A 21261-nucleotide genomic window follows, 5' to 3' on the forward strand; every position below is an offset into this window, starting at 1 on the left:
TTGAAAAAAATCAAGTAAAATATACTGTTTTGGTCAAGAATGTAGTAGTATTTTCGGCACTTAAGCGTTTTTTTAATATCTAAAGAGTTACTAGCTAACTTATCAGAGAAATATATGAGTTTAAAAAAGTATAATCATCATCAACAAGGAGTAGCGTTAATTTTTGCTATTGTAATAGCTATTGTATTATTCTTGATGGGGTTTATGCTTTTTGCATTATCAGGCTCATTACTAAGGTTGGATAAAAGTAGGAAAAATTATTTAGAGAACCGAATTTCAGTTCATCAGATGTTTAGAGATGCTGTTGCTAATAACTCTTTTCAATATACTCAAAATATAGTACCAGGTGTAAGTTCTGGGAGTTCTAACTTTACGAGCGGGACATATGACTTTGAAATTACAAATAATCATATAGATGATAATGCTAATCAACGTTTTAATTCATTTATAGTGCCAGAAAATGGCTATACGATGAGAACAATTGATTATTATCTAAGTTTAAATTCTGGAAATAATCAAAGAGATATAAGTATAAGAGTTCCAAGTAACACTCAAAGAAGCAGAGGTGCTGCTTTGAATAAATCAACTATAGCATTAAATATTCCAGCAGTTAACGTTAAAACTCTTTCTAATACGCAAAAGAGTTCTGGTAGTAGTGATTTTGAAGATACCGGTGTTGGTTATGTTGGCGATCTAACTATAGATAATAGTAATTACACTCTTGCCTTTACTGATACAAATGGAAATAATTCAAGTGCGCTTAGTCTACCAAATGGGTTTGATTCTGGAAACTTTGCATTATCACAAGGTTGGGTCTTAGAAAATGGATCTTGGCAATTATCTATAGGAGTATATAGTACTGATGGTACACAGGCATGTGTAATAGAAGCACCATTGACTGACGTTTTAGCTGATATATCAGCTTTAGAATGTGTAAGTCTTGAAGAAGATGAAGAGGAGGATATTGAAGGAATAAGATATCCAAATCCTGAAACATTTCCTATATGTGTTGAAGGAGAAAATTATTCTCAAGGTGATATATGTTCAGAAGATGGTATATTATTTGAGGCAAATGCATCAGCAACAGGTTTACCTTTTACAAATAGTACAAATTGGCGAATATACTACCCTAATAACCAGTGGATATCTCCATATACCCAGGGAGGGATATATGATATAGGTGACTTAGTAGTATATGATGGAATTGTGTTTAGAGTTACTCAAAATGAAGAAACTCAGGATCCTTATGATGGCGGTTCTTGGGAGGTCGGAAGCGGGATATATGAGTTTAACGAAAATATTGATAAATATCCTGCAGGTAGTGTTGTTCTATACCAACAAGATTTCTATCGTAAGAAAAATAACTCATCAAAAAAAGAGCCTTCTAGAACTCAGCATTGGGATAATCTAGGTCCTACTTTAGAGCAAGAAGAAATTGATCAGCTTTCTCCAGAGTTACAAGTGATATTAAATGCGGGAATGACAGCACTCGATCTAACTCCAGCACAGATAATTTTTCCGTATAGAAATCAAAATCCTACTCAAGAGTATCTAAATTGTCAAGGAGAATACCCTCCTATAGATACAAGTGTCTTTGAACAGTGTATTGATGGTGAGGTCTATAATACAGGCGATATCTGCTATGAGAATAATCAGCTATTTGAAGCTCAGTGGTGGATTAGTCAGTCTCCGTTTAATATCCCTAATAATAGTAAAGCATGGTTATTATCTATACCTGATTCAAATGTAACAGGTTTAGACTGGGTTGTGCCATATAGTAATAATGTCTCGTATAATACTGGTACAAAAGTTATTTTTGATGGTAGACGCTTTGTAACAACAAGAAAAACTAGTAAAACTAATAATCCATATGACGGTGATGATAAAGATGCTTGGAAAATAGATGGTATTTATGAGTGGAGTAATCAGGTCAGATACTTAGAGAACGATGTTGTAATTAGAGATGGTAATTTTTATAGGAATCGCCAGAATGGTCAATTTGGAAATGATCCTCTTGATGTTAATAGCCCTGACTGGGATGAGTGGGAAAACTTAGGTCCAACATATAATGGTCAAACTATAGAGGAAGTTTTAAACTCATGTGGCCCTCCAAGTACAGAGGCGGCTGAAGCTAATACAGTTATACCGTTTGATTTGGCTGATAATCTATCGGTTTATACGGGGAACTCTATAACAGCAAGTATATTAGACTTACCTAATAATTTTAAACTATATGGTGACAGCAACCCAACTTCTGTCCACTATTCATTATCAGGAAGCTTATTTAATCAAATATCATCAATTTCAGTTACTGATGAACAAGGTTGGAAATCAATACCTAATCCTTCTTCAGAAGGAGATACTTTAGTCCGTAACTGGAATGGTAATGATATCACAATTCTTTTTGATGCAAATGGGCTTCCTAAGGGGACATATAATTTGGATGTAGTATTACAATATACTATTGATGGACAAACATATTCAGGTTCAAAATCATACTCAGTTAATGTTAAAAAGAATGGTAAGGTGCAGTTATAAGCTTGGAATTTGCATTGAGATATTGATTATGTCTAAATTAATCTTCGACTAAATTCTTTTCATTAGCCGTTTTTTTACAGAAAGCTACATAACGGCTATCTGTAACTATTAGGTAAAATATAGCGCCCATAACTCCTTCAAAAGTATAGTTGTTAAAAGGCGATACAATACATACAAATATTATAAACGGAGCAATCAGTATAAATAAGTTTTTAAACCCAACTCTTCTATATTCGAAGGCTCCAAAAATTGTCATAAGCACTACTAATATAATGCTTAGATGAATATTTGTCGCGACCTCTACAGTATTTAGAAGTAGTGCTAGTAATACAAAGACAATTAATCCAAATATTCGAAGCTTCGGTGCAATTGCTCCCATACTTACAGGAGCAGCCATATAGCCGATTATATTAAATCCTGTCACGATAAGCATTAACGCAGCCCAGTTATCAGAAAACATCAGAAAAACTGTACATATCAGGAAGTTAGCAATTAGTGATCTACGAGAGATATTAACTTTTTTGTTGATTTTAGCAAAATATCTTGGCATTTGACCCTCAGCAGACATTGCATATAGCATTCTAGAAGAAGCTCCAAGGTAGCTATATCCAGTTGCAGATGGACTAACAATACTATCAATAACTAATAAGAAGGCTATATATCCTAGTCCTATAAGAGTAGCTAATTGAAGTAATGGTGACTCAAAATCTAACCCAGCCCAGCCACCTTTTGAAACTAAATAATCATGTGGGACAGCTTGCATAAATGCATATTGTAATCCCATATATAATATTAGCACTAGTGATAATGATAAGATAATTGCTAATGGTACATTTCTAGAAGGATTTTTGATTTCACTACTATAAGCGACAACAATCTGAAAGCCGTTAAATGTGTATATCAAACCACCAGCTACAATAGCAGTTAAAGCGTTGTTAATTGAGAAATTGTTGTTTGGTATTTCTGCTGACATTAAACTATGATGATTTGCACTATGTGTGAAAGCATATATAAGAAAAATTATCACTATGATAGCAGGCACAAACATCTTAAATACTGTTATACCATTATTAACACTAGCAAGTAGCTTTACACCATAGAAATTAATAACAAGATAAAGAAATAATATAAATAGAGATAGCATCATGCCATACATAGATATAATGCCATCATGCATTAACCATTCAAAACCATTAATACCAGCAAGATACTGCGTAGTTGCTTGAGCTTCTGTTGAGATCATTACGACGATTCCAAACCAGTTTGCAAAAGCAAAAGGCATTGCAAAAACACTATTATGAGATAGGGCACTAGATCTAGTTGTCGCACCTCTGACAGGGTAAATAGAAACTACTTTAGCCAAGCATAGTCCAACCATCATAACTACTACAGCAGCTAGTATCCATGCTAAGAAAGCCCAATTGCCAGCATTTTTTGCTGTAAGCTGAGCACTAAATAGCCAGCCTGAACCAACCATAGAGGTTACACCTATTAATATGGCACTAAAAAGTGACATTTTTTTGGCAGAATTGATTTCCATAAATATCCCTATATTTAAAACAATATAACTAGAATATACACATAGATTGATGTGTTTAGCAATAAAATATAGCTAAAACCATATAAAAATACAGTTAATCAGAATGACTCATGTAAAATAAAACCTGTCATTCTGTATACTGAATCAAGTTCAGCACAGGCTTTGATCCAGAATCTCCTTGTTTTAGCTGGGGGAAAATGTCAAATTGAGTAGAATAGTAAGTTTAGTGGTGAAAATTCTAATGCTTCTTTAAAAGGATTATTGATATTGTTTAGATATTTTTTTAACATTTTGTAGTGGATTTTATTTATTTTCTCTAGAGGCTTAAAAGATTTATCTAGAGATTGCTTTTGGTATGATTTAAGCCATTGTGACGTTATATTTTTAAAATCCTCATCTGACATATTAGGAGATGTTTTATCATTAAAAGAGATTTGGTTATAGAAGTGCTTAGGCATACAGAAAATATGTCTAGCTATCTCGTTATTAGTATTAATTTGTTTGATTGCATCTTTATTAATTTCTGCGAAATCACTTAGATAGCTAGCCTTAAGTATCTCAATTTCTAAAAAGTTTTTCGAAATATGATCCTCAAAGTTTCTTTCTGTAGAGCTGCTATTATCAATTGAATGACTGATATCATCGACAAGATGCTTATAGAGCAAATCATTATCAAATGTTTTAGCTAGCTTTTTAAGTTGTGGTGATGATATGGGTTTAGAATTTTTTAGATTATTTAGCTCTTTTAACCACCAATTCATTTTTTCGTTAGCTACTTCAATATTATTGTATAATTCAGTACAAGATATAATTTGTGACTTTATTTGGTCAAGCAGATAAAGAGTTTCTTTTTTCTTATCGTCTAATTTACGATAGCTAAAATACATGACAGAACCATAAGGAGGAAGTGTGTCATTAGGATAATGGAAGTAATTATATTGCATATATTATACCTTTTTGAATGCGATAATATAGTTAATATCTGCGCCTTTGCCTAGTTTAAAATTATTTAAAAGAGGGTTGTAGTGGATGCCTATAATCTCTAATGCTTCGAATCCATACTTTTCAGCAACTTTAATAAGCTCATAAGGCTTGATAAATTTACTGTACTGATGAGTTCCCTGTGGAACCATCTTTAAAATATGTTCAGCAGCGACTATTGATAGTAGGTATGACTTAAGGTTTCTATTTAGTGTAGAGGCAAAAAACATACCATCTTTTTTTATAATTTTAGCTATTGAAGCTATAATGCTTTCTGGATCTGGTACATGCTCAAGCATTTCCATGCAAGTTACAACATCAAACTCAACAGTGTTATTTTCAGTAAAATCTTCTATAGTCGAGTTTATATATTCAATATTTAAATTAGATACTTTAGAGTGTTCTTTGGCAACGTTAATAGCTTCTGGAGATGCATCTAGACCATAGACATTATTGCTTGGGGTTGCTAAGGATTCTGTAAGTATTCCGCCACCACAGCCGATATCTATAATGTTTTTATTATCTAAGTCTGTAAATTTTTTAACAAACTCTAAACGCAACGGATTTACTTGATGTAAAGTTTTTAGCTCGCCATTTGCATCCCACCAAGTTTTTGCTAGTGATGAAAATTTATTAACTTCATTATTATCTATATTCAATTTGCTCATTTATATTAAGAGGTTTAAATCTTATTTAGTAAATAATATCAAAGATATATGCTTAAAAAAAATTTATTAGAGTTTTATGGGAGAATTCACTATAATTGCTTTTAAATAATTTTTGATTTAAATAAAAAAGAGATAATTTTAATGAAGTTTAAGACTGGTTCTATTGTATGGTTATCGATCTTTAGTATAACGTTAAGTAGCTGTTCTAGCTTTAAAACTTCTACTAAAAAAAGAGATCCTTTTGAAAGCTACAATCGAAAGATGTATGCTTTTAACGATGCAGCGTATGAAACATTAACTCCTGCTGCAAATGCCTATGATAAGGTGGTTCCGAATACCCTAAAAAGTGGTATTTTTAATATATTTAATAATTTGGCGGAACCTGCTAGGGTAGCAAATGATATGTTCCAAGGTGAATGGGACTATGCCGGTGATGATAGTGTCAGATTCTTGACAAATACAACTCTTGGTATAGCTGGATATTTTGATGTAGCTGATAGTTGGTTTAATAAACCAATGCGTTATCACCAAAGTTTTGCTGTGACATTACATAAGTGGGGAGCATATGATGAGGGTGAAGCATCTCCATATGTAGTATGGCCGTTATTGGGTCCAGGAACATTAGAAGATGTGACTATGGGAGTAGATGCTTTATTTAATCCTCTAACATATGTATTTTTCTTTGCTCCAGTCGGTGCGGCTGTTTCTTGGGGAGTTAGTGCCGGTGTAACAGGTGCATACTATGTTAACCAAGGTGTATCATACCTACCTGCATATTCAAATTTAAAAGAAGTTTCTATTGATCCATATATTGCGATGAGAAATGCTTACCTACAGAACTATGATTATGGTATGGCTAGAGTGCTTAAGCAAGATTTACGTAAAGATGATGCAACTCTACAAACAGATCAGGCTGTATTAGGAGTTCTTGGTTTAGATAATGATGATGTGGCTTCTCAAGTTGCTTCGACGGGTGGTTCATCAAATAAAAAATCGCAGCCTCCTGTATTACTTAAAAGCAATCTTGATACAGTTAATAAGGCAACTCAGGTTGAGCAAGAGTTTGATCAAGCTTATTCTAAAGATAGTACTGCTATTGATTTGGCTAATGTTGATAAGGATGACACAACTCAAAGTCAAGCAAGTAAGTTAAAAACTCAAATAAGAGATGCTAAAGCTGATTTACCTGGTGATGCTGATTCTTTATCATCATCAGTGCAGACTTTGGAAGAACAGGGTGGTTAATTATTGGAAGAAGTTTTTAGATCTCATTTTTAGCAATTGTTTTCATTGAAAAAGCATGTAACTCTCCAGAGGCAATATAGTCATTTATTTTAGAATAAACGAGTTGCTGTCTTTTTACCTTGCTTTTAATATCATTAAATTCTTCGGCAACTATTGTTCCTGAGAAGTGTACATTATCATCACTTTGAATATCAGCTGTACAGTTTTTTAAAGAATTCTCTAAAATATCTTTTAATTGTTCTTTTGTCATATTTCCTCTCTCTAGTTATTATGTTTATCGATAAATTGTTCTAAAATATCTTTGGCGCCATGGACGTTTGCTAAAGATAATATTTTTGTATCGATATTATCTAATTTTAATTCAATAGAATTATTCTGAGCATATTTGATGTACTCGATTATTAACGCAAGTCCGCTACTATCAGCTTTATGACAGTTTTTAAAATCAATTGTCCATACCTTAGATATATTCTTAAGATTTTTATTGTACTTTTTATATATTGCTGCGACAGTTTTTAATGTTAATTCAGAATCAATATTCCAAATATCATTGTTTATATGTATCATTTTACATTCTTAAGGCTATAGTTCTCATCTAGTAGTTTGGGATAATTTTTCTTCTTAATTCTAGTTGTAACTTTTTCAGCTGCTTTTGTCATATCAGCAACATTTGAGTAAGGAGCAAATTGTTGTTGGTATGTTCTTAGTATACTTACTCCAGCAACATCAAAGTCATATATATGCCATTTGCCATCTTTTTGGAACATTTTAACAGCAAAGTCAGAGCTTTGATTGTTATCGATATTTGTTATTTTACCATTTACTACAACGATAGGTTTCTTTTGCCAGCTATTATCATCTTTGTTGAATGGGAATAGTGTTATCTTATATTTACCTGCATATGCAACATTCTTAGCGTACATAAAAGTAAGCATTTCTGTTGCAGATTTGATAAATTGTTTTTGCTCTTCTGGTGTGGCTTTTTTCCATTTGGCAGTACCTACAACAAGTTGAGCAACTACTTTAGGTGCAACTATTGGAATAATCTCATTATCAACTAGACGTAATAGTTTATATGGATCTTTTTTATATTCAGGGGCGTTTTTAATAAGATTGTTTTGTGTTTTTACAATTGTATTGTTAAGCATATCTACAGGATTTTCTATTGCCCAAGCGCTAGATATACTTAATACTAGTAAAAATAATAGTAGTGAGGTTTTACGAATCATCTGATTGTCTCAAAAGTTTAATTAATACTTATTGAGCTAGATTTTAATATAAAAAAGTAAAATTTAAAAGAAACAAGGTTTGTTATTTGCTATCAGAGTCACTATTTTTACCTGCTACAAAGGTATTTATGAGTGATCCTAAATCAATAGCTGACTGAGTGTTTTCTAAGGCTATAACACTTCCTTGATGTAGGTATTTATTTTTATCTGAAGTTTTTGAGTCATTATTTAAGCCTGCAATTGCCATAATATCTTCTTTGGGAGGGCTAAGTGCAACATAATTATCACCTAAGATACCAGACATTGATATTGCTGCTGAATAGTTTGCTGGGATTTTCTCATCATCATTTATTGACATACTAACTACAGCCATAAAACCATTATAAGTCTTTTCTAATGAAATATTTGTGACTCTGCCAATCTCAACACCTGCTATTTTAACAGAAGCGTTAGTACGTAATGAGCCGATATTTTTAAATTCAGCCTGTATTGTATATTGCTTTTCGCTTAGTGACTTTAGAGATGTATCACTAACTTTGAATGTTAGAAAGAGTAGGCATAAAACCCCAATTATTATAAATATCCCAACAGAGATCTCAAAATATTTGTTTTTCATTAAACTCCTCCAAACATAATTGATGTTAAAATAAGGTCGGCCCCTAAGATACTCATACAGCAGTAAACAACAGTTTTTGTTGTCGCTTTAGCAATACCATTTGAATCAGCGGTGCAGTAATATCCTTGGTACAAAGCTATCCATGCTGTTATAAAAGCAAATATAACACTTTTAATAATACCATTTGAAATATCTGATAGCATTACTGATGATTGTATATTGCTCCAGAACCCTCCATAGCTTATACCAAGTCCAGCTTCAGCTAAAACAAAGCCTGCTAAAATAGCTACAGTACAAAAAATTAAGGATAATATCGGACCACTAATCATGCATGCCCAAAATCTCGTAGACAAAATAAAACTTATGGGATTAACATTCATTACTTTTAAGCTATTGATTTGATCTGTAGCTTTCATTAGGCCTATTTCAGATGTAATAGAGCTACATGCACGACCTGCAAATAGCATCGCAGTTACAACAGGTCCAAGCTCTCTTAATACACTAAGAGATACCATAACTCCAAGCAATGAATGTGCGCCAAACTTTGCTAATGTATAGTATCCTTGGAGACTCAAGACTAAGCCAATAAATATCCCAGATGTTACTATAATTATAATTGAGTCGACACCAACATATTTAACTTGTACTATACAGTCTCTTATACTGAATTTATTAACTACGATATTAAGTATTAAGAGAATAGATTTTAAGGTGTCATAAATTAGAGAGATAGTTACTTTATAAATCTTACTAAAAATAGACATTATTAATTCCTTAAAATTTCTTTTTCAAAAAAAGTTTTATTAAGACTACTTTGATCTTCATCATGATCATCTAGAGGCTTACCGGCTAAGAAATTTATAATTCTTTTATTAGAACTTTTTCTTATATTTTCTGGAGAGTCGCTTGCGATAACTTTTTTATCTCCAACAATAATTACATGATCAGAGATCTTTAGAGACTCTTGGATATCGTGAGAAACTATAATAGAAGTCATATCTAAAGATTCATTTAATGTTTCAATTAGTTTTAGAAGTTTATTAAAGGAGGCTGGATCTTGGCCTGTGAAAGGCTCGTCATACATCATAATATCAGGATCCATAGCAATAGATCTAGCTAGAGCAACTCTACGAGCCATGCCGCCGGAGAGCTCGCTAGGCATCATATCTATAGTGTGTGCTAGTCCAACAGCTTGTAGTTTTAGTAGTACAATACTTCTGATTAGTTTCTCATCAATCTTTGTATTTTTTCTTAATGGAAATGCTATATTTTCATATACATTCAAATGTGTAAATAGAGCTCCTGATTGGAAAAGAAAGCCCATTTTACGGCGTAGCTTCTCAAGATCTTTTTCTTTACTGTTTCTTTTTATAAGTGCAGTGTTTATGTTTATTGTACCAATATCTGGTTTGATAAGACCTGCTATTAATTGAAGGATTGTAGTTTTACCAGCACCAGAAGGCCCAAGGATAGTTGTTATCTTATTTGATGGAATAGTAAAAGTAATATCATCATAAATACAACGATCACCTCTATAAAAAGAGACATTGTTAAAGCTGATATTACTCATGGACAAAAGAGTTAGTTAAAAGGTATATTAACTTCTATAGTTGAATTTTTGCTACTATCTTCAACTTTTAAATCTATATCTCTAATATTTTCTTCAGATAAAGCAATATATTTTTTTACAACTTCGATAATTTCATCTTTAAGTTCAGCTAGTAAGTGACTGCTTATTCTAGCAGACTTTGGTTGTAGCTCACTTCTTTGGTGAGCAACTATTATCTGTAGCCTTTCTTTTGCTAATGAAGCACTCTTTTGTTTTTTGTTTAATCCAAAAAGTTTAGCTAACATAACTAAGATTTACCTATTAATTTTTTAAAGAAACTTGTTTTTTGCTCTGTGTGTCTCATTGGGATATCTTTACCAAGCATTCTATCTACAGCATCATAAAATGCTTTAGAGGCAATGGTATCTTCTAGGAAAGTTATCGGATGCCCGCTATTAGAAGCTTCTAGAATATCTCTAGATTCAGGAATTATACCAACTATAGGAGTATATAAAATTTCACTTACATCTTCAGCTTTAAGCATAGCACCTGCTTTAGCTCTACCTGAGTCATATCTGTTAAGTATTAGGTGAACTTCTTTAAATTCGCCTTCTTTTTGAGCTTTAAGTGTTTTACTAGAAAGCATTCCTAATATTCTATCAGAATCTCTTACGGATGAGACTTCTGGGTTTGTAACTATAATTGCTGCATCAGCACATCTCATAGCCATCAAAGAACCTTTTTCAATCCCTGCTGGAGAATCACATAAAATAATATCAAAAGAGTTTTTAAGTTCATTTATGATTCTATCAACACCATCTTCAGTTAGAGCATCTTTATCTCTAGTTTGTGAAGCTGGTATTATGTATAAGTTATCAACTCTTTTATCTTTTATGATTGCTTGATTTATAGTTGCTTCTTCTTTGACAACATTTATCAAGTCATAAACAACTCTTCTTTCACAACCCATTATAAGATCTAGGTTTCTTAAGCCTACATCAAAGTCAATAACTACAGTCTTAAGGCCTCTTCTAGCGAAAGCATATGCAATAGCGGCGCTTGAAGTAGTTTTGCCAACACCACCTTTACCAGAGGTGACTACAAATACTTTGCCTTGTTTTTTTTCACTCATTTTTAAGCCTCTTATTATTTAAAAACCTTCAATATGTATTTTATCATCTTGTAAATATACTATGTATCCATCTGTATCTTTATCATCGACGATAGTTTCATTATTTAGAGTAACGTATTTACCCGCAATAGAAACAAGCTCAGCTTTTAAATCTTTACAGATTATCTTAGCATCTTTATTTCCCGAGCTGCCAGCGATAACTCTTCCACCTATTCGACCATATACGATAACACTTCCATCTGCAATAACTTCAGCACCATTATTAACGTTAGCAGTTATTATTACATCAGTATCACGAGCATTAATTGATTGGCCTGTACGTACATGTGTAGTAATTATTTTAGCAGAAGTGTGAGCCTCTTCACTGTTTAGAGCTTCTTTGGACCTACCATTTTTGAGAATATTATAACCAGCTTTTGCTAATTGAGATTTTAGCTCTTTATTATTAACCACAAAACCTACAGGAATCATTCCATTAGTTTTAAAAGTATCTATAACATTTTCTAAGAAGCTTAATGTGCACTTTTCATCCTCATCTATATCGCGTATGTCTATAGCAAAAGGAGTGTTGTGGAAAAAAGACTCAGACTGAGAAACTTTAGAATTTAATAAACTTTCGATCTGAGTAAACTCAGTAACATTAATATTAATGGCACTGATTGTATAGTTACCACCTTTAAAATGAAAAGCTTGCTTCATGTGTAAGGCCTTAAATTAGGATAAAATTATACTTATTTTATTTTAGCTTCTTTGTACATTACGTGCTTACGAACTACTGGATCAAACTTTTTGATTTCCATCTTGTTTGGCATTTCTCTTTTGTTTTTAGTAGTAGTGTAAAAGTGTCCTGTTTTAGCAGAAGAAACTAATCTTATTTTTTCTCTCATTTTATTATTCCCTTTAGAAGCTTATTAAATTTTGTGGCCTTGAGATCTAAGGTCTTCAAGAACAGTATCAATACCTTTTTTATCGATAATTCTCATACCTTTAGAACTAACCTTAAGTTTTACATATCTATTTTCACTTTCTACCCAAAATCTGTGAGTATGAAGATTTGGCAAAAACCTTCTTCTAGTTTTGTTTTGAGCATGTGATACATTATTACCAGTAGCAGGTCTTTTACCTGTAACTATACAAACTTTAGACATTAGAAACCCTCCCTGGGCATTAATTTAACTATTATTAATACAATATCTCGGTAATTCTAGTGCTTTTTTTATCAAAAGTAAACTGAAAACTATGTTAAATTTTGTAGGTGTTTTAAAAATAGTTATTTGACTCTTTAGGATGGAGTACCTCCAGCCTCTGAAGAGTTCTGGATATTTTGGTCAAAAGCAAAATTATCGCCAGAGTCTATCAGTTGACTAGAACTTGGATTAAAGTTTTTTGCAGGAGGGGTTGGGTCATTATCAACTTTTGCTGTTTTATTGTTTGATTGATAGGATTGTTGGTTATTGCCTTGAGTATTTTGTTGATAGTTTTGTGTGCTACTAGATGAAGCTATCTTAGCACTAGGTTCTTGCTTAGTTAGTATATAATTTTTAGAAACAGTTTGTTGAGCAGGTTTCTGTTGTGTTGTAGTTGGTGCTTGATTTTGAGAACCTGAATTAGCAACATTAGATTGTTTTTGAATATCTGATGTATTATTCTGGCTGTTTTGAGCACTTTGAGCACTTTGAGCACTTTGAGCACTTTGAGCACTTTGAGCACTTTGAGCACTTTGAGCACTTTGAGCACTTTGAGCACTTTGAGCACTTTGAGCACTTTGAGCACTTTGAGCACTTTGAGCACTTTGAGCACTTTGAGCACTTTGAGCACTTTGAGCACTTTGAGCACTTTGAGCACTTTGAGCACTTTGAGCACTTTGAGCACTTTGAGCACTTTGAGCACTTTGAGCACTTGAAGAGGTATTGCTCTGACTAGTTAGGTTATTTTGCTTAGCACTAGATCCAGATGTTAGCATTGTTGATCCAGAAGCGACTTTGGTATCTTTTTTGGGTAAGTATAAATCACCTGTTTGACCGCATGATGATAGACCTACGATGCCAGTTGAAATAAATATTAAGGGTAGTAATTTCTTCATCTTAAGTATAATTTTTTAGATACTCATTGATTTTAAATTTAACAATAAATATAGATATTAGCAATTGGATTATCTATTTAATTTTGAAAATGGTAAAATTTTATAACTTTTGTCTTCTCGTTATAATTGTATGGAATTTGTTGATTTTGCTGGGGTTGGTGAAGCAACTGTAAAAGCACTTGCTAAATATAATTTACATACTCCAGAAGATCTATTAACTATTTTTCCTAGAGAGTATAAGGATACGCGCTATATAACTGCTATAAGAGATTTAGTCAGTGATAAAAAGTTCTTAATAGAAGGTCAAGTTAGTAATATAAGCTATAAAAAATTTGGCAAGAAATTTTTACGCTTTACGGTAAGTGATGAAACTGGTATTTGTACGATTGTGTTGTTTAAGTTTTATCCTAATCAAATAGCTATGCTAGAAAGAGCACAGTACGTTAGATGTTATGGTAAGGTTGAGTTATCTTTGAACCCACAGATGGTACATCCGGAGTGGGCTATAGTAAATAATGGTAATAGTTCGTTAGAACAAAAGTTATCTGCTGTTTACAAGATTAAAAAAGTTTCCGATAAGCTTATAGCAAAGATAATATCTAAAATTTTATATGAGAAAAAAGTTGTAAATATATTGCCACAAGAGTACTTAAAACAGTATGGTCTAATGAGTTTTGTAGATGCTCTTTATTATGTTCATGCACTAACAAACTCAATTGATGATAAATACTTACTCAAGGCGAGACAGTCCATTAAATTTGAGGAGATGCTAGCTTATAAATTAGCTGAAGAAAGTATCAAAAAAGATATGACTAAACCATTATCGCCAGAACTTTCTTTAGGATTGAAAGAGAAGCAAAGTTTTCTTGAGAAGCTTCCTTATAGTCTTACAAATGCACAGTCTCGAGCAATTAATGAGATTTTGGCTGGTATTGAACAAAGAAATACTATGATAAGGCTTCTTCAAGGAGATGTCGGTGCTGGTAAGACTATCGTGGCGGCTATGGCTTTGTACGCTACTGTAAAATCAGGATACCAAGCAGCAATAATGGCACCGACGGAGATTTTGGCCGAGCAGCATTTTAGTTTTTTATCGGATTATTTCTCTAGCTTTGAAATTGAGGTTGTACCTTTGTTAGGTAAATTGACTGCAAAACAAACTAGAGAGAGTCTTGAAAAGATAAAAACTCTTGAAAATTGTATCGTTGTTGGTACGCATGCGATTTTCCAGGATAGAGTAGAGTATTGTAATCTAGGTCTAGTTGTGGTTGATGAGCAACATAGATTTGGTGTTGAACAACGCTTAGCACTAATAAATAAAACTTCTGCTAATGGTAATAAATTGGCCCCACACCAGCTTATAATCTCAGCTACTCCAATTCCTAGGACATTAGCTATGACGCTATATGGTAATCTGAAATTATCTATACTTGATGAATTACCTCCTAATCGTAAGCCAATTGTAACAACAGTGTTAAATCGTGCAAAAAAAGAAAGCCTAATTACAAAGCTCAAAGATGCAGTATCTAGAGGTGAGCAAATTTACTGGGTTTGTCCACTTGTTGAAGAATCTGAAGATCTTGACTTTTTACAAGACGTTAAAACTCTACATAAGGAGCTCTCAGATTACTTAGGTCAAGAGAGAGTTGGGCTTGTATACGGTAGTATGAAATCTAAAGAAAAGCTCGAAGAGATGAATGCTTTTAAATCAGCAAAGTATGATGTACTAGTAGCAACAACTGTTATAGAAGTTGGTGTTGATGTGCCAAATGCTAGTATCATGATAATTGATAATGCAGAGAGACTAGGGATATCTCAGCTTCATCAACTTAGAGGTCGAGTTGGTAGAGGAGCAAAAGAGAGCTTTTGTGTACTTTTATATGGTGATAGAATTAGTGAGGTTGGTAAAAAAAGATTATCACTAGTTAGAGAGTCGCAAGATGGTTTTTATCTGGCTGAAAAGGATTTGGAAATTCGTGGTGCCGGAGATATATTGGGCAAAGAGCAATCTGGAGTTTCAACTTTTAAAACCTTTGATATAAATGAATATTATGATAATTATGAAAAAGTTGCTCAGTTAGCAGAGACGGTTGTACAAAAGAGTCCTGACATTGCAAAAAAACTAGTAAATAAATGGTTTAATAAAAGAGTTAACTATGTGGACGTGTAAAAAATGATTTTAGCAAGTATTGTGGCTGTAATTGTAGCTTTGTTGTTTACCTTATTAATAGCTAGACCCCTCTACAAATTCAGTATTAAGAGAGGAAAATTAGCTTCAGTGAAAGATTATACTATTAATGCAATTATTTTAGCTTTTGTATTTTTCTGTCTAAGTAGTTTTATATATATAGTTTTGTTAAATATCCTTTATTAATATTTCTGTTGTCTAATCATATAAAAAAGCTTAATATTTGCCTTAATTATTTTTTTTGAATGGTCGTGAATATGTATTTTATTGTTATTTTTTTAGTTATAGCACTTTCTGCTTTGTGCATGGTTTATATGTTATATAAACTTTTAAAGGGGCATGATCAATATCCTGTGCAAAGTTTGTCTCAAAAAATAGCTTTAGCGTGTACCGGAATAATTTCTTTTGTGGCTGATACCATAGGTGTAGGGAGTTTTGCTGTTAATATAGCTATTGCAAAAACTTTTAAATTAGTAAAAGATGTTGAGCTTCCTGGATTTGTAAATGGTGCTCAAATTATACCAGGAGCTATTGAGGCGGTTTTCTTTTTAGGTGTATTGCATGTTGATTTTGTTACTTTAGTAGTTCTTGTGCTTGGGGCAACATTAGGTGGTTTTATTGGAGGTATATTTGCTTCAAAAATTAATGCCACAGCAGTTAGGCTTATCATGATATTTGCATTTGTTGGAGTTATTCTTTTATTACTTGGTAATTTGTTTAATATCCTACCTGTAGGGGGAGATTTATTAAAACTATCCGGGATTAAACTTATTGTTGGCTTTATAGGGATGTTTTTTGCAGGATTTTTAGTCTGTTTCGGTGTTGGGTTATTCGCTTTAGTCGAGGCTATACTATTTTTACTTGGAATGTCGCCAAAAGTTGCGTTTCCAATTATGACAACAGCAGGAGCTATTCAGCAACCTGTTACTACATTTGCATTTCTAATAAATAATACAATACCTCTTAAAAAAGCTTTGATAGTTGGTTGTTTTGGGATTATTGGAGTATTTATTGGAGTTAATATTGTTACAATGCTATCAACAGATGGATTGCATTGGTTGTTAGTTGTAGTTATCGGTTATAACACAATATCTTTAATTAGATCTTTTATAAAATCAAAAGATAATCAAGCTTAAAAATTACCTTATTACTGTTATAATATTTATTGAAATTTAATATTTTCCAATGAGAGGATTCCTAAAATGGCAGTTATTAAAACAGAAGATCTAATAAATAGTGTTGCAGAAGCACTTCAGTATATTTCTTATTATCATCCAAAAGATTTTGTTGATGCGATGTATGAAGCATATCAACGTGAAGAGTCAAAACCAGCAAAAGATGCAATGGCTCAAATCCTTATAAATTCAAGAATGTCAGCAACTGGTAAACGTCCAATTTGCCAAGATACTGGTATGGTTTGTGCATTTGTCAAAGTTGGTATGGATGCAAAACTTGATAAAACAGATAGAACGATTACGGAGCTTGTTAATGAAGGTGTTCGTAGAGGTTATGCAGATGAGCATAATCCACTTAGAGCGTCTATGGTTTTCCCACCTCATGGAGCTAGAAAAAATACAAAAGATAATACTCCAGCGATTGTGCATATTGATTTAGTCCACGGTGATAAAATTGATATTGATATTGCTGCAAAAGGTGGCGGATCAGAGTTTAAATCAAAATTCAAAGTATTAAACCCTAGTGATAGTATTGTTGATTGGGTTGAGGAAATGCTGCCAACTATGGGTGCTGGTTGGTGTCCTCCTGGAATTATTGGTATTGGTGTTGGTGGTACCGCTGAAAAAGCTATGCTTTTAGCAAAAGAATCTCTTGGCGAAGAGATTAATATGCAGGATATTATTAAAAATGGTCCTCAAAATGAAACTGAACAGTTAAGATTGGATATCTATAACCGTGTTAATGCTTTAGGTATAGGTGCACAAGGTCTTGGTGGTTTAACAACTGTTTTAGATGTTAAAGTAAATGAGTATCCTACGCATGCAGCATGTAAGCCTGTAGCACTTATTCCAAATTGTGCTGCCACACGTCACGTACATTTCACATTAGATGGTTCTGGTACTGTTGATTTGCCAGCTCCTAAATTAGAAGATTGGCCTGTTATTGAACAAGATCAAGATGCTGATGTTAAAAGAATAAATCTTGATACTGTTACTAAAGAGGAAGTTCAATCTTTAAGATCTGGAGATAATATTTTAATAAGTGGTAAGATCTTAACTGGTCGTGATGCAGCGCATAAGCGTTTACAAGATATGTATGATGCTGGTCAAGAGTTTCCTGTAAGCTTAAAAGATAGATTTATCTACTATGTAGGTCCTGTTGATCCAGTTGGTGATGAGGTTGTAGGGCCTGCTGGACCAACTACAGCTACGCGTATGGATAAATTTACTCCTTTCATGTTAGAAAAAGCTGGTATAGCAGGAATGATCGGTAAATCTGAAAGAGGTCAGGCAACTATCGATTCTATCAAAAAAAATAAGGCCGTCTATTTTATGGGAGTTGGTGGAGCTGCTTATCTAATATCTAAGTCAATCAAGAAGGCTGAAGTTGTAGCATTTGCTGATCTTGGGATGGAAGCTATATATGAGTTTGAGGTTGAAGACATGCCTGTAACGGTAGCAGTTGACTCACTTGGTGTATCAGCACATCAGCAAGGCCCTAAATTATGGAAAGCAAAGATTGCTGAGATCAAGAAGTAAAACTCTAGATAACTTGTGATAAGATTGATATTGGATTCATAACCAAGAGGATGTAAAAATGAAAAAAATATTATTAACAACTATACTACTAGCGCCTTTTGTAATTTTTGCCGACTCTAGCAATACTAATGCTAATAATCAGCAACAGCAGAAATTTGAAGCAAGAAAAGCAAAAATTAGTGAAAGAATGCAGAAACAAATCACAAGAATGCAACAGCAATTAGATAAGTTACAGCAGAAAAAATCATGTATTGATAAAGCAACTACAAAAGATGCTGTGAAAGCTTGTAAGCCTCGATAATTAAAAGTTACAAATAGTCTCAGGATATTTTCTCTAAAAATCCAAAATTCAAGATAAAAAAGGTTAAATTTATGCAAGATATAGTATTTTTTATTATAAAGATATTCTTTGTTGTTTTAGCAGTGTCTGTGATAGGTATATTAGCAACAATAATTTTTAAAAAACCTAAGCAAAATGATGATTTAAATATAACAAATGAGAGTTCTGGTAAAGATTAGCATCTTTTAGGTGAATTTATGAGTATTGTTGAAATAGATCATAGCAATAATGATATTTACTATAACTTATCTCAAGTATATGAAGCAGAGTTTGCACCTCTAACCGGAGAATTTCCGGATAAAAATGGCTTATATAAAGTTCAAACTGAAGTTGTTAATACCGAAAATACTTACGGTTATCTCAAATATTTTGAGCAAATCCCTATTGGTTTTATGGTTATTAAAGATCTAAGTAAATGTTTTGATGTTGCAGAGTTTTTTATATTGCCTGGTTTTAGAAGACAAAAACAGGGTTTAAAGTTTGCACAAGATATTTTTTTAAAGCATAAGGGGTGTTGGCAAATTAGACAAATACAGGGAGCAGATTATGCGACTACCTTTTGGAGAAAAGCTGTTTTCAATTTAGTGGGTCAGAATTATTATGAATCAATAGAGAATGATCCAGAATGGGGTGAAGTTACTAAACAGACTTTTACTATTTAAAATTGTAATTTTATATTTGACTGTATTTTCCTGTAGTTATTACTTGTTATTAATGATTAATCTCAATCTTGTTATATGGTATATTTTATCTTATTTGATTTTGAAAAAAGATAGAGTAATGAATAAAGATAATATCTTTGAATTTATAAAGAAAGTTCAAGCAATAGCTCATACTGGAGTGGTTTATTCAAAATGTGAATATGCACTAGATAATTATCATGAGCTTCTTGAGTTAAGTACTAAAATGCTCCATGAATATATAAAGTCAGACGTTCAACCATATGATATTTATTTAGGAACTCATTATCCAACACCTCAGCCTGGAGTTAGGGTAGTTATATTTAAAGAAGGTAAGCTTTTGATGGCTCAAGATGCAGATACACCAGGTGAGTGGACTATACCTGGTGGGTGGTGTGATATTGATCTTTCACCAGTTGAGACATGTGTCAAAGAAGTAAAAGAAGAAACAGGGTATGATGTTGAAGTCACTAAGTTTTTAGCACTAATGGATCGAAACAAATATACTCAAAGTGAAATTTATAATGTCTATAGTTTAGTTTTTTTAGCTGAGATTGTTGGAGGTGAAAATAATCCTAATTTCGAAGTTGATGAAGTTGACTTTTTTGAGTTAGATAACTTACCTAAATTGTCGCATAAATTAACTAAAGAAGAATTAGATATTATCTTAGAAGCCTATAAAAATAATCAAATATATTACGAGTAGGGTTTACATTTGGATTATAGATAAATACCATTTGTACTAATTTAGTAAAAATGAAAAATCAAATGGTAATTTTAGGCGTACATCTAACAATAATTTTAAAATTTATAGTAACACTTTTAGCTATAATTAACCCTTTTTCTATTTCTGGAATATATTTAGATGCCGTAGATTCTCTAGATAAAAAAGAGCAAAATACCTTTGCTTTTACTGTTGCGATTGCAGTGTTAATAACACTTATAATTGTAACTTGGATAGGTATTAGTGTTTTAAATGCTTTTGGTATAAATATTGATGCTTTTAGGTTTGGTGGGGGTGTTATAGTACTTTTCTTTGGTTTAAGAGTTATAGGTGTTATCCCTCCAATGCCAACGTCAAAAGCTCAGCAAGATACTAGGAAACTAGCGATTGTACCTATTGCAATACCATTGATTGCAGGTCCTGGATCATTAGTTGCAACAATCTCAGATGTCCATGTTTACTTTACAACATCAGAAACAAAAATTGTTGCTTCTGGATGTGTGCTGTTAGTTACTTTAATGTTGTGGATATTTTTTAGAGAATTACCTAGAATTTTAGATGTTTTAGGTCATAATGTTATGGATATTATTGCTAAAATAATGGGACTATTTCTAACCGCTTTAGCTGTTGAAATGATGTTTGATGGTATAAAAGGCTTCTTTTTTTAATACTCTAGTCAAAATTAAATACCAGATTGTTATGTAATATTAAAAGTATTTAATTTGCTAGCTAAATTAATTTAAAAGAGATTGATATTTTAAAAAGTAGCTGTGAAAATAATAAACATATAGTCAATCCGACTGTATTGTGTAATCTTATGCAGTCATCCTGAACTTGATTCAGGATCTCTTCACTTTGGCTAGGAGATTCCGGATCAAGTCCGGAATGACAGGTTTTATTTTACTTGAGTCATTCGGATTAACTATATTATGAATAGAGGGTATATTAGGTTATGAAAATGATTGCTAAATTGTTATGTTTGTTCTCCGCCGTTTTTACCGTTGAGATTATGTTTGATGGTTTAGTAGAAGATT

25 protein-coding genes are annotated in these 21261 nt (G+C 32.6%); 10 read left to right on the plus strand and 15 right to left on the minus strand.

The window, feature by feature from the left end:
* The first annotated feature begins 114 nt into the window (after nucleotides 1-114).
* Entirely contained in the window at nucleotides 115-2538 is a 2424-nt protein-coding gene (locus F7310_RS01810) for a hypothetical protein (protein ID WP_072711356.1), read from the plus strand.
* Nucleotides 2539-2575: 37 nt separating this feature from the next.
* On the opposite strand, the gene F7310_RS01815 is transcribed toward F7310_RS01810, so the two are convergent.
* The 3 genes from F7310_RS01815 to ubiG all read right to left on the minus strand — a co-directional run bounded on the left by F7310_RS01815 (nucleotide 2576) and on the right by ubiG (nucleotide 5727).
* Entirely contained in the window at nucleotides 2576-4078 is a 1503-nt protein-coding gene (locus tag F7310_RS01815) for an APC family permease (RefSeq protein WP_072711357.1), read from the minus strand.
* Between the two features lie 200 nt (nucleotides 4079-4278).
* The gene (locus F7310_RS01820) at nucleotides 4279-5022 is read right to left on the minus strand and encodes a hypothetical protein (protein WP_072711358.1); all 744 of its coding nucleotides are present in this window, start codon (nucleotides 5020-5022) and stop codon (nucleotides 4279-4281) included.
* Between the two features lie 3 nt (nucleotides 5023-5025).
* Nucleotides 5026-5727: a bifunctional 2-polyprenyl-6-hydroxyphenol methylase/3-demethylubiquinol 3-O-methyltransferase UbiG gene (ubiG, locus tag F7310_RS01825; RefSeq protein ID WP_072711359.1), complete on the minus strand. Its 702-nt coding sequence runs from the start codon at nucleotides 5725-5727 to the stop codon at nucleotides 5026-5028.
* 141 nt (nucleotides 5728-5868) lie between these two features.
* Between ubiG and F7310_RS01830 the strand changes: the two genes are divergently transcribed.
* Complete coding sequence (locus tag F7310_RS01830; RefSeq protein ID WP_072711360.1) at nucleotides 5869-6972, plus strand: MlaA family lipoprotein; 1104 nt, start codon at nucleotides 5869-5871, stop codon at nucleotides 6970-6972.
* Nucleotides 6973-6988: 16 nt separating this feature from the next.
* Here the strand turns inward: F7310_RS01830 and F7310_RS01835 are convergent, their stop codons facing one another.
* The 12 genes from F7310_RS01835 to lptM form a co-directional block, all read right to left on the minus strand.
* Nucleotides 6989-7222, minus strand: a complete 234-nt coding sequence (locus F7310_RS01835; protein WP_072711361.1) for a BolA family protein — start codon at nucleotides 7220-7222, stop codon at nucleotides 6989-6991.
* 11 nt (nucleotides 7223-7233) lie between these two features.
* Entirely contained in the window at nucleotides 7234-7539 is a 306-nt protein-coding gene (locus F7310_RS01840; protein ID WP_072711362.1) for an STAS domain-containing protein, read from the minus strand.
* Complete coding sequence (locus F7310_RS01845; protein WP_072711363.1) at nucleotides 7536-8201, minus strand: MlaC/ttg2D family ABC transporter substrate-binding protein; 666 nt, start codon at nucleotides 8199-8201, stop codon at nucleotides 7536-7538. Before F7310_RS01845 ends, F7310_RS01840 begins: the two co-directional genes overlap by 4 nt.
* A gap of 82 nt (nucleotides 8202-8283) precedes the next feature.
* Nucleotides 8284-8817 (minus strand): outer membrane lipid asymmetry maintenance protein MlaD, encoded by a 534-nt coding sequence (mlaD, locus tag F7310_RS01850; protein WP_072711364.1) that lies wholly within the window; start codon nucleotides 8815-8817, stop codon nucleotides 8284-8286.
* The gene (locus tag F7310_RS01855) at nucleotides 8817-9581 is read right to left on the minus strand and encodes an MlaE family lipid ABC transporter permease subunit (RefSeq protein WP_072711365.1); all 765 of its coding nucleotides are present in this window, start codon (nucleotides 9579-9581) and stop codon (nucleotides 8817-8819) included. Before F7310_RS01855 ends, mlaD begins: the two co-directional genes overlap by 1 nt.
* A 2-nt stretch (nucleotides 9582-9583) precedes the next feature.
* Nucleotides 9584-10387, minus strand: coding sequence for an ABC transporter ATP-binding protein (locus F7310_RS01860; protein WP_072711366.1), 804 nt, complete (start codon nucleotides 10385-10387; stop codon nucleotides 9584-9586).
* Between the two features lie 11 nt (nucleotides 10388-10398).
* Nucleotides 10399-10671, minus strand: coding sequence for a cell division topological specificity factor MinE (gene minE / locus F7310_RS01865; protein ID WP_072711367.1), 273 nt, complete (start codon nucleotides 10669-10671; stop codon nucleotides 10399-10401).
* A 2-nt stretch (nucleotides 10672-10673) separates the two neighbouring features.
* A complete protein-coding gene (gene minD / locus F7310_RS01870; protein WP_072711368.1) occupies nucleotides 10674-11498 on the minus strand; it encodes a septum site-determining protein MinD in 825 nt (274 codons plus the stop codon).
* An 18-nt stretch (nucleotides 11499-11516) separates the two neighbouring features.
* Complete coding sequence (gene minC / locus F7310_RS01875) at nucleotides 11517-12197, minus strand: septum site-determining protein MinC (RefSeq protein ID WP_072711369.1); 681 nt, start codon at nucleotides 12195-12197, stop codon at nucleotides 11517-11519.
* A gap of 32 nt (nucleotides 12198-12229) precedes the next feature.
* On the minus strand, nucleotides 12230-12385 hold the full coding sequence (gene rpmG / locus F7310_RS01880) for a 50S ribosomal protein L33 (protein ID WP_004286519.1): 156 nt from the start codon (nucleotides 12383-12385) through the stop codon (nucleotides 12230-12232).
* 24 nt (nucleotides 12386-12409) lie between these two features.
* Nucleotides 12410-12646 carry a 50S ribosomal protein L28 gene (gene rpmB / locus F7310_RS01885; protein WP_072711370.1) on the minus strand — a complete coding sequence of 79 codons (237 nt, stop codon included), beginning with the start codon at nucleotides 12644-12646 and terminating at the stop codon, nucleotides 12410-12412.
* Nucleotides 12647-12780: 134 nt separating this feature from the next.
* The gene (gene lptM / locus F7310_RS10575; protein ID WP_072711371.1) at nucleotides 12781-13581 is read right to left on the minus strand and encodes an LPS translocon maturation chaperone LptM; all 801 of its coding nucleotides are present in this window, start codon (nucleotides 13579-13581) and stop codon (nucleotides 12781-12783) included.
* A 130-nt stretch (nucleotides 13582-13711) separates the two neighbouring features.
* Here lptM and F7310_RS01895 point away from each other — a divergent pair, with 130 nt between their 5' ends.
* The 8 genes from F7310_RS01895 to F7310_RS01930 all read left to right on the plus strand — a co-directional run bounded on the left by F7310_RS01895 (nucleotide 13712) and on the right by F7310_RS01930 (nucleotide 20895).
* Entirely contained in the window at nucleotides 13712-15751 is a 2040-nt protein-coding gene (locus F7310_RS01895) for an ATP-dependent DNA helicase RecG (protein ID WP_072711372.1), read from the plus strand.
* Between the two features lie 332 nt (nucleotides 15752-16083).
* Nucleotides 16084-16905 carry a sulfite exporter TauE/SafE family protein gene (locus F7310_RS01905; protein ID WP_145951716.1) on the plus strand — a complete coding sequence of 274 codons (822 nt, stop codon included), beginning with the start codon at nucleotides 16084-16086 and terminating at the stop codon, nucleotides 16903-16905.
* 66 nt (nucleotides 16906-16971) lie between these two features.
* Entirely contained in the window at nucleotides 16972-18483 is a 1512-nt protein-coding gene (locus F7310_RS01910; protein ID WP_072711375.1) for a fumarate hydratase, read from the plus strand.
* A 58-nt stretch (nucleotides 18484-18541) separates the two neighbouring features.
* Nucleotides 18542-18784, plus strand: a complete 243-nt coding sequence (locus tag F7310_RS01915) for a DUF2756 domain-containing protein (protein ID WP_072711376.1) — start codon at nucleotides 18542-18544, stop codon at nucleotides 18782-18784.
* Nucleotides 18785-18855: 71 nt separating this feature from the next.
* A complete protein-coding gene (locus F7310_RS10540) occupies nucleotides 18856-19002 on the plus strand; it encodes a hypothetical protein (protein ID WP_173647412.1) in 147 nt (48 codons plus the stop codon).
* An 18-nt stretch (nucleotides 19003-19020) separates the two neighbouring features.
* Complete coding sequence (locus F7310_RS01920; RefSeq protein ID WP_072711377.1) at nucleotides 19021-19485, plus strand: hypothetical protein; 465 nt, start codon at nucleotides 19021-19023, stop codon at nucleotides 19483-19485.
* A gap of 73 nt (nucleotides 19486-19558) precedes the next feature.
* A complete protein-coding gene (locus F7310_RS01925) occupies nucleotides 19559-20209 on the plus strand; it encodes an NUDIX hydrolase (protein WP_145951757.1) in 651 nt (216 codons plus the stop codon).
* Between the two features lie 50 nt (nucleotides 20210-20259).
* Complete coding sequence (locus tag F7310_RS01930) at nucleotides 20260-20895, plus strand: MarC family protein (protein ID WP_084645165.1); 636 nt, start codon at nucleotides 20260-20262, stop codon at nucleotides 20893-20895.
* Nucleotides 20896-21261: the final 366 nt, after the last annotated feature.

Origin of the sequence: Francisella uliginis, assembly GCF_001895265.1 — a bacterium.
GTDB lineage: Bacteria > Pseudomonadota > Gammaproteobacteria > Francisellales > Francisellaceae > Francisella > Francisella uliginis.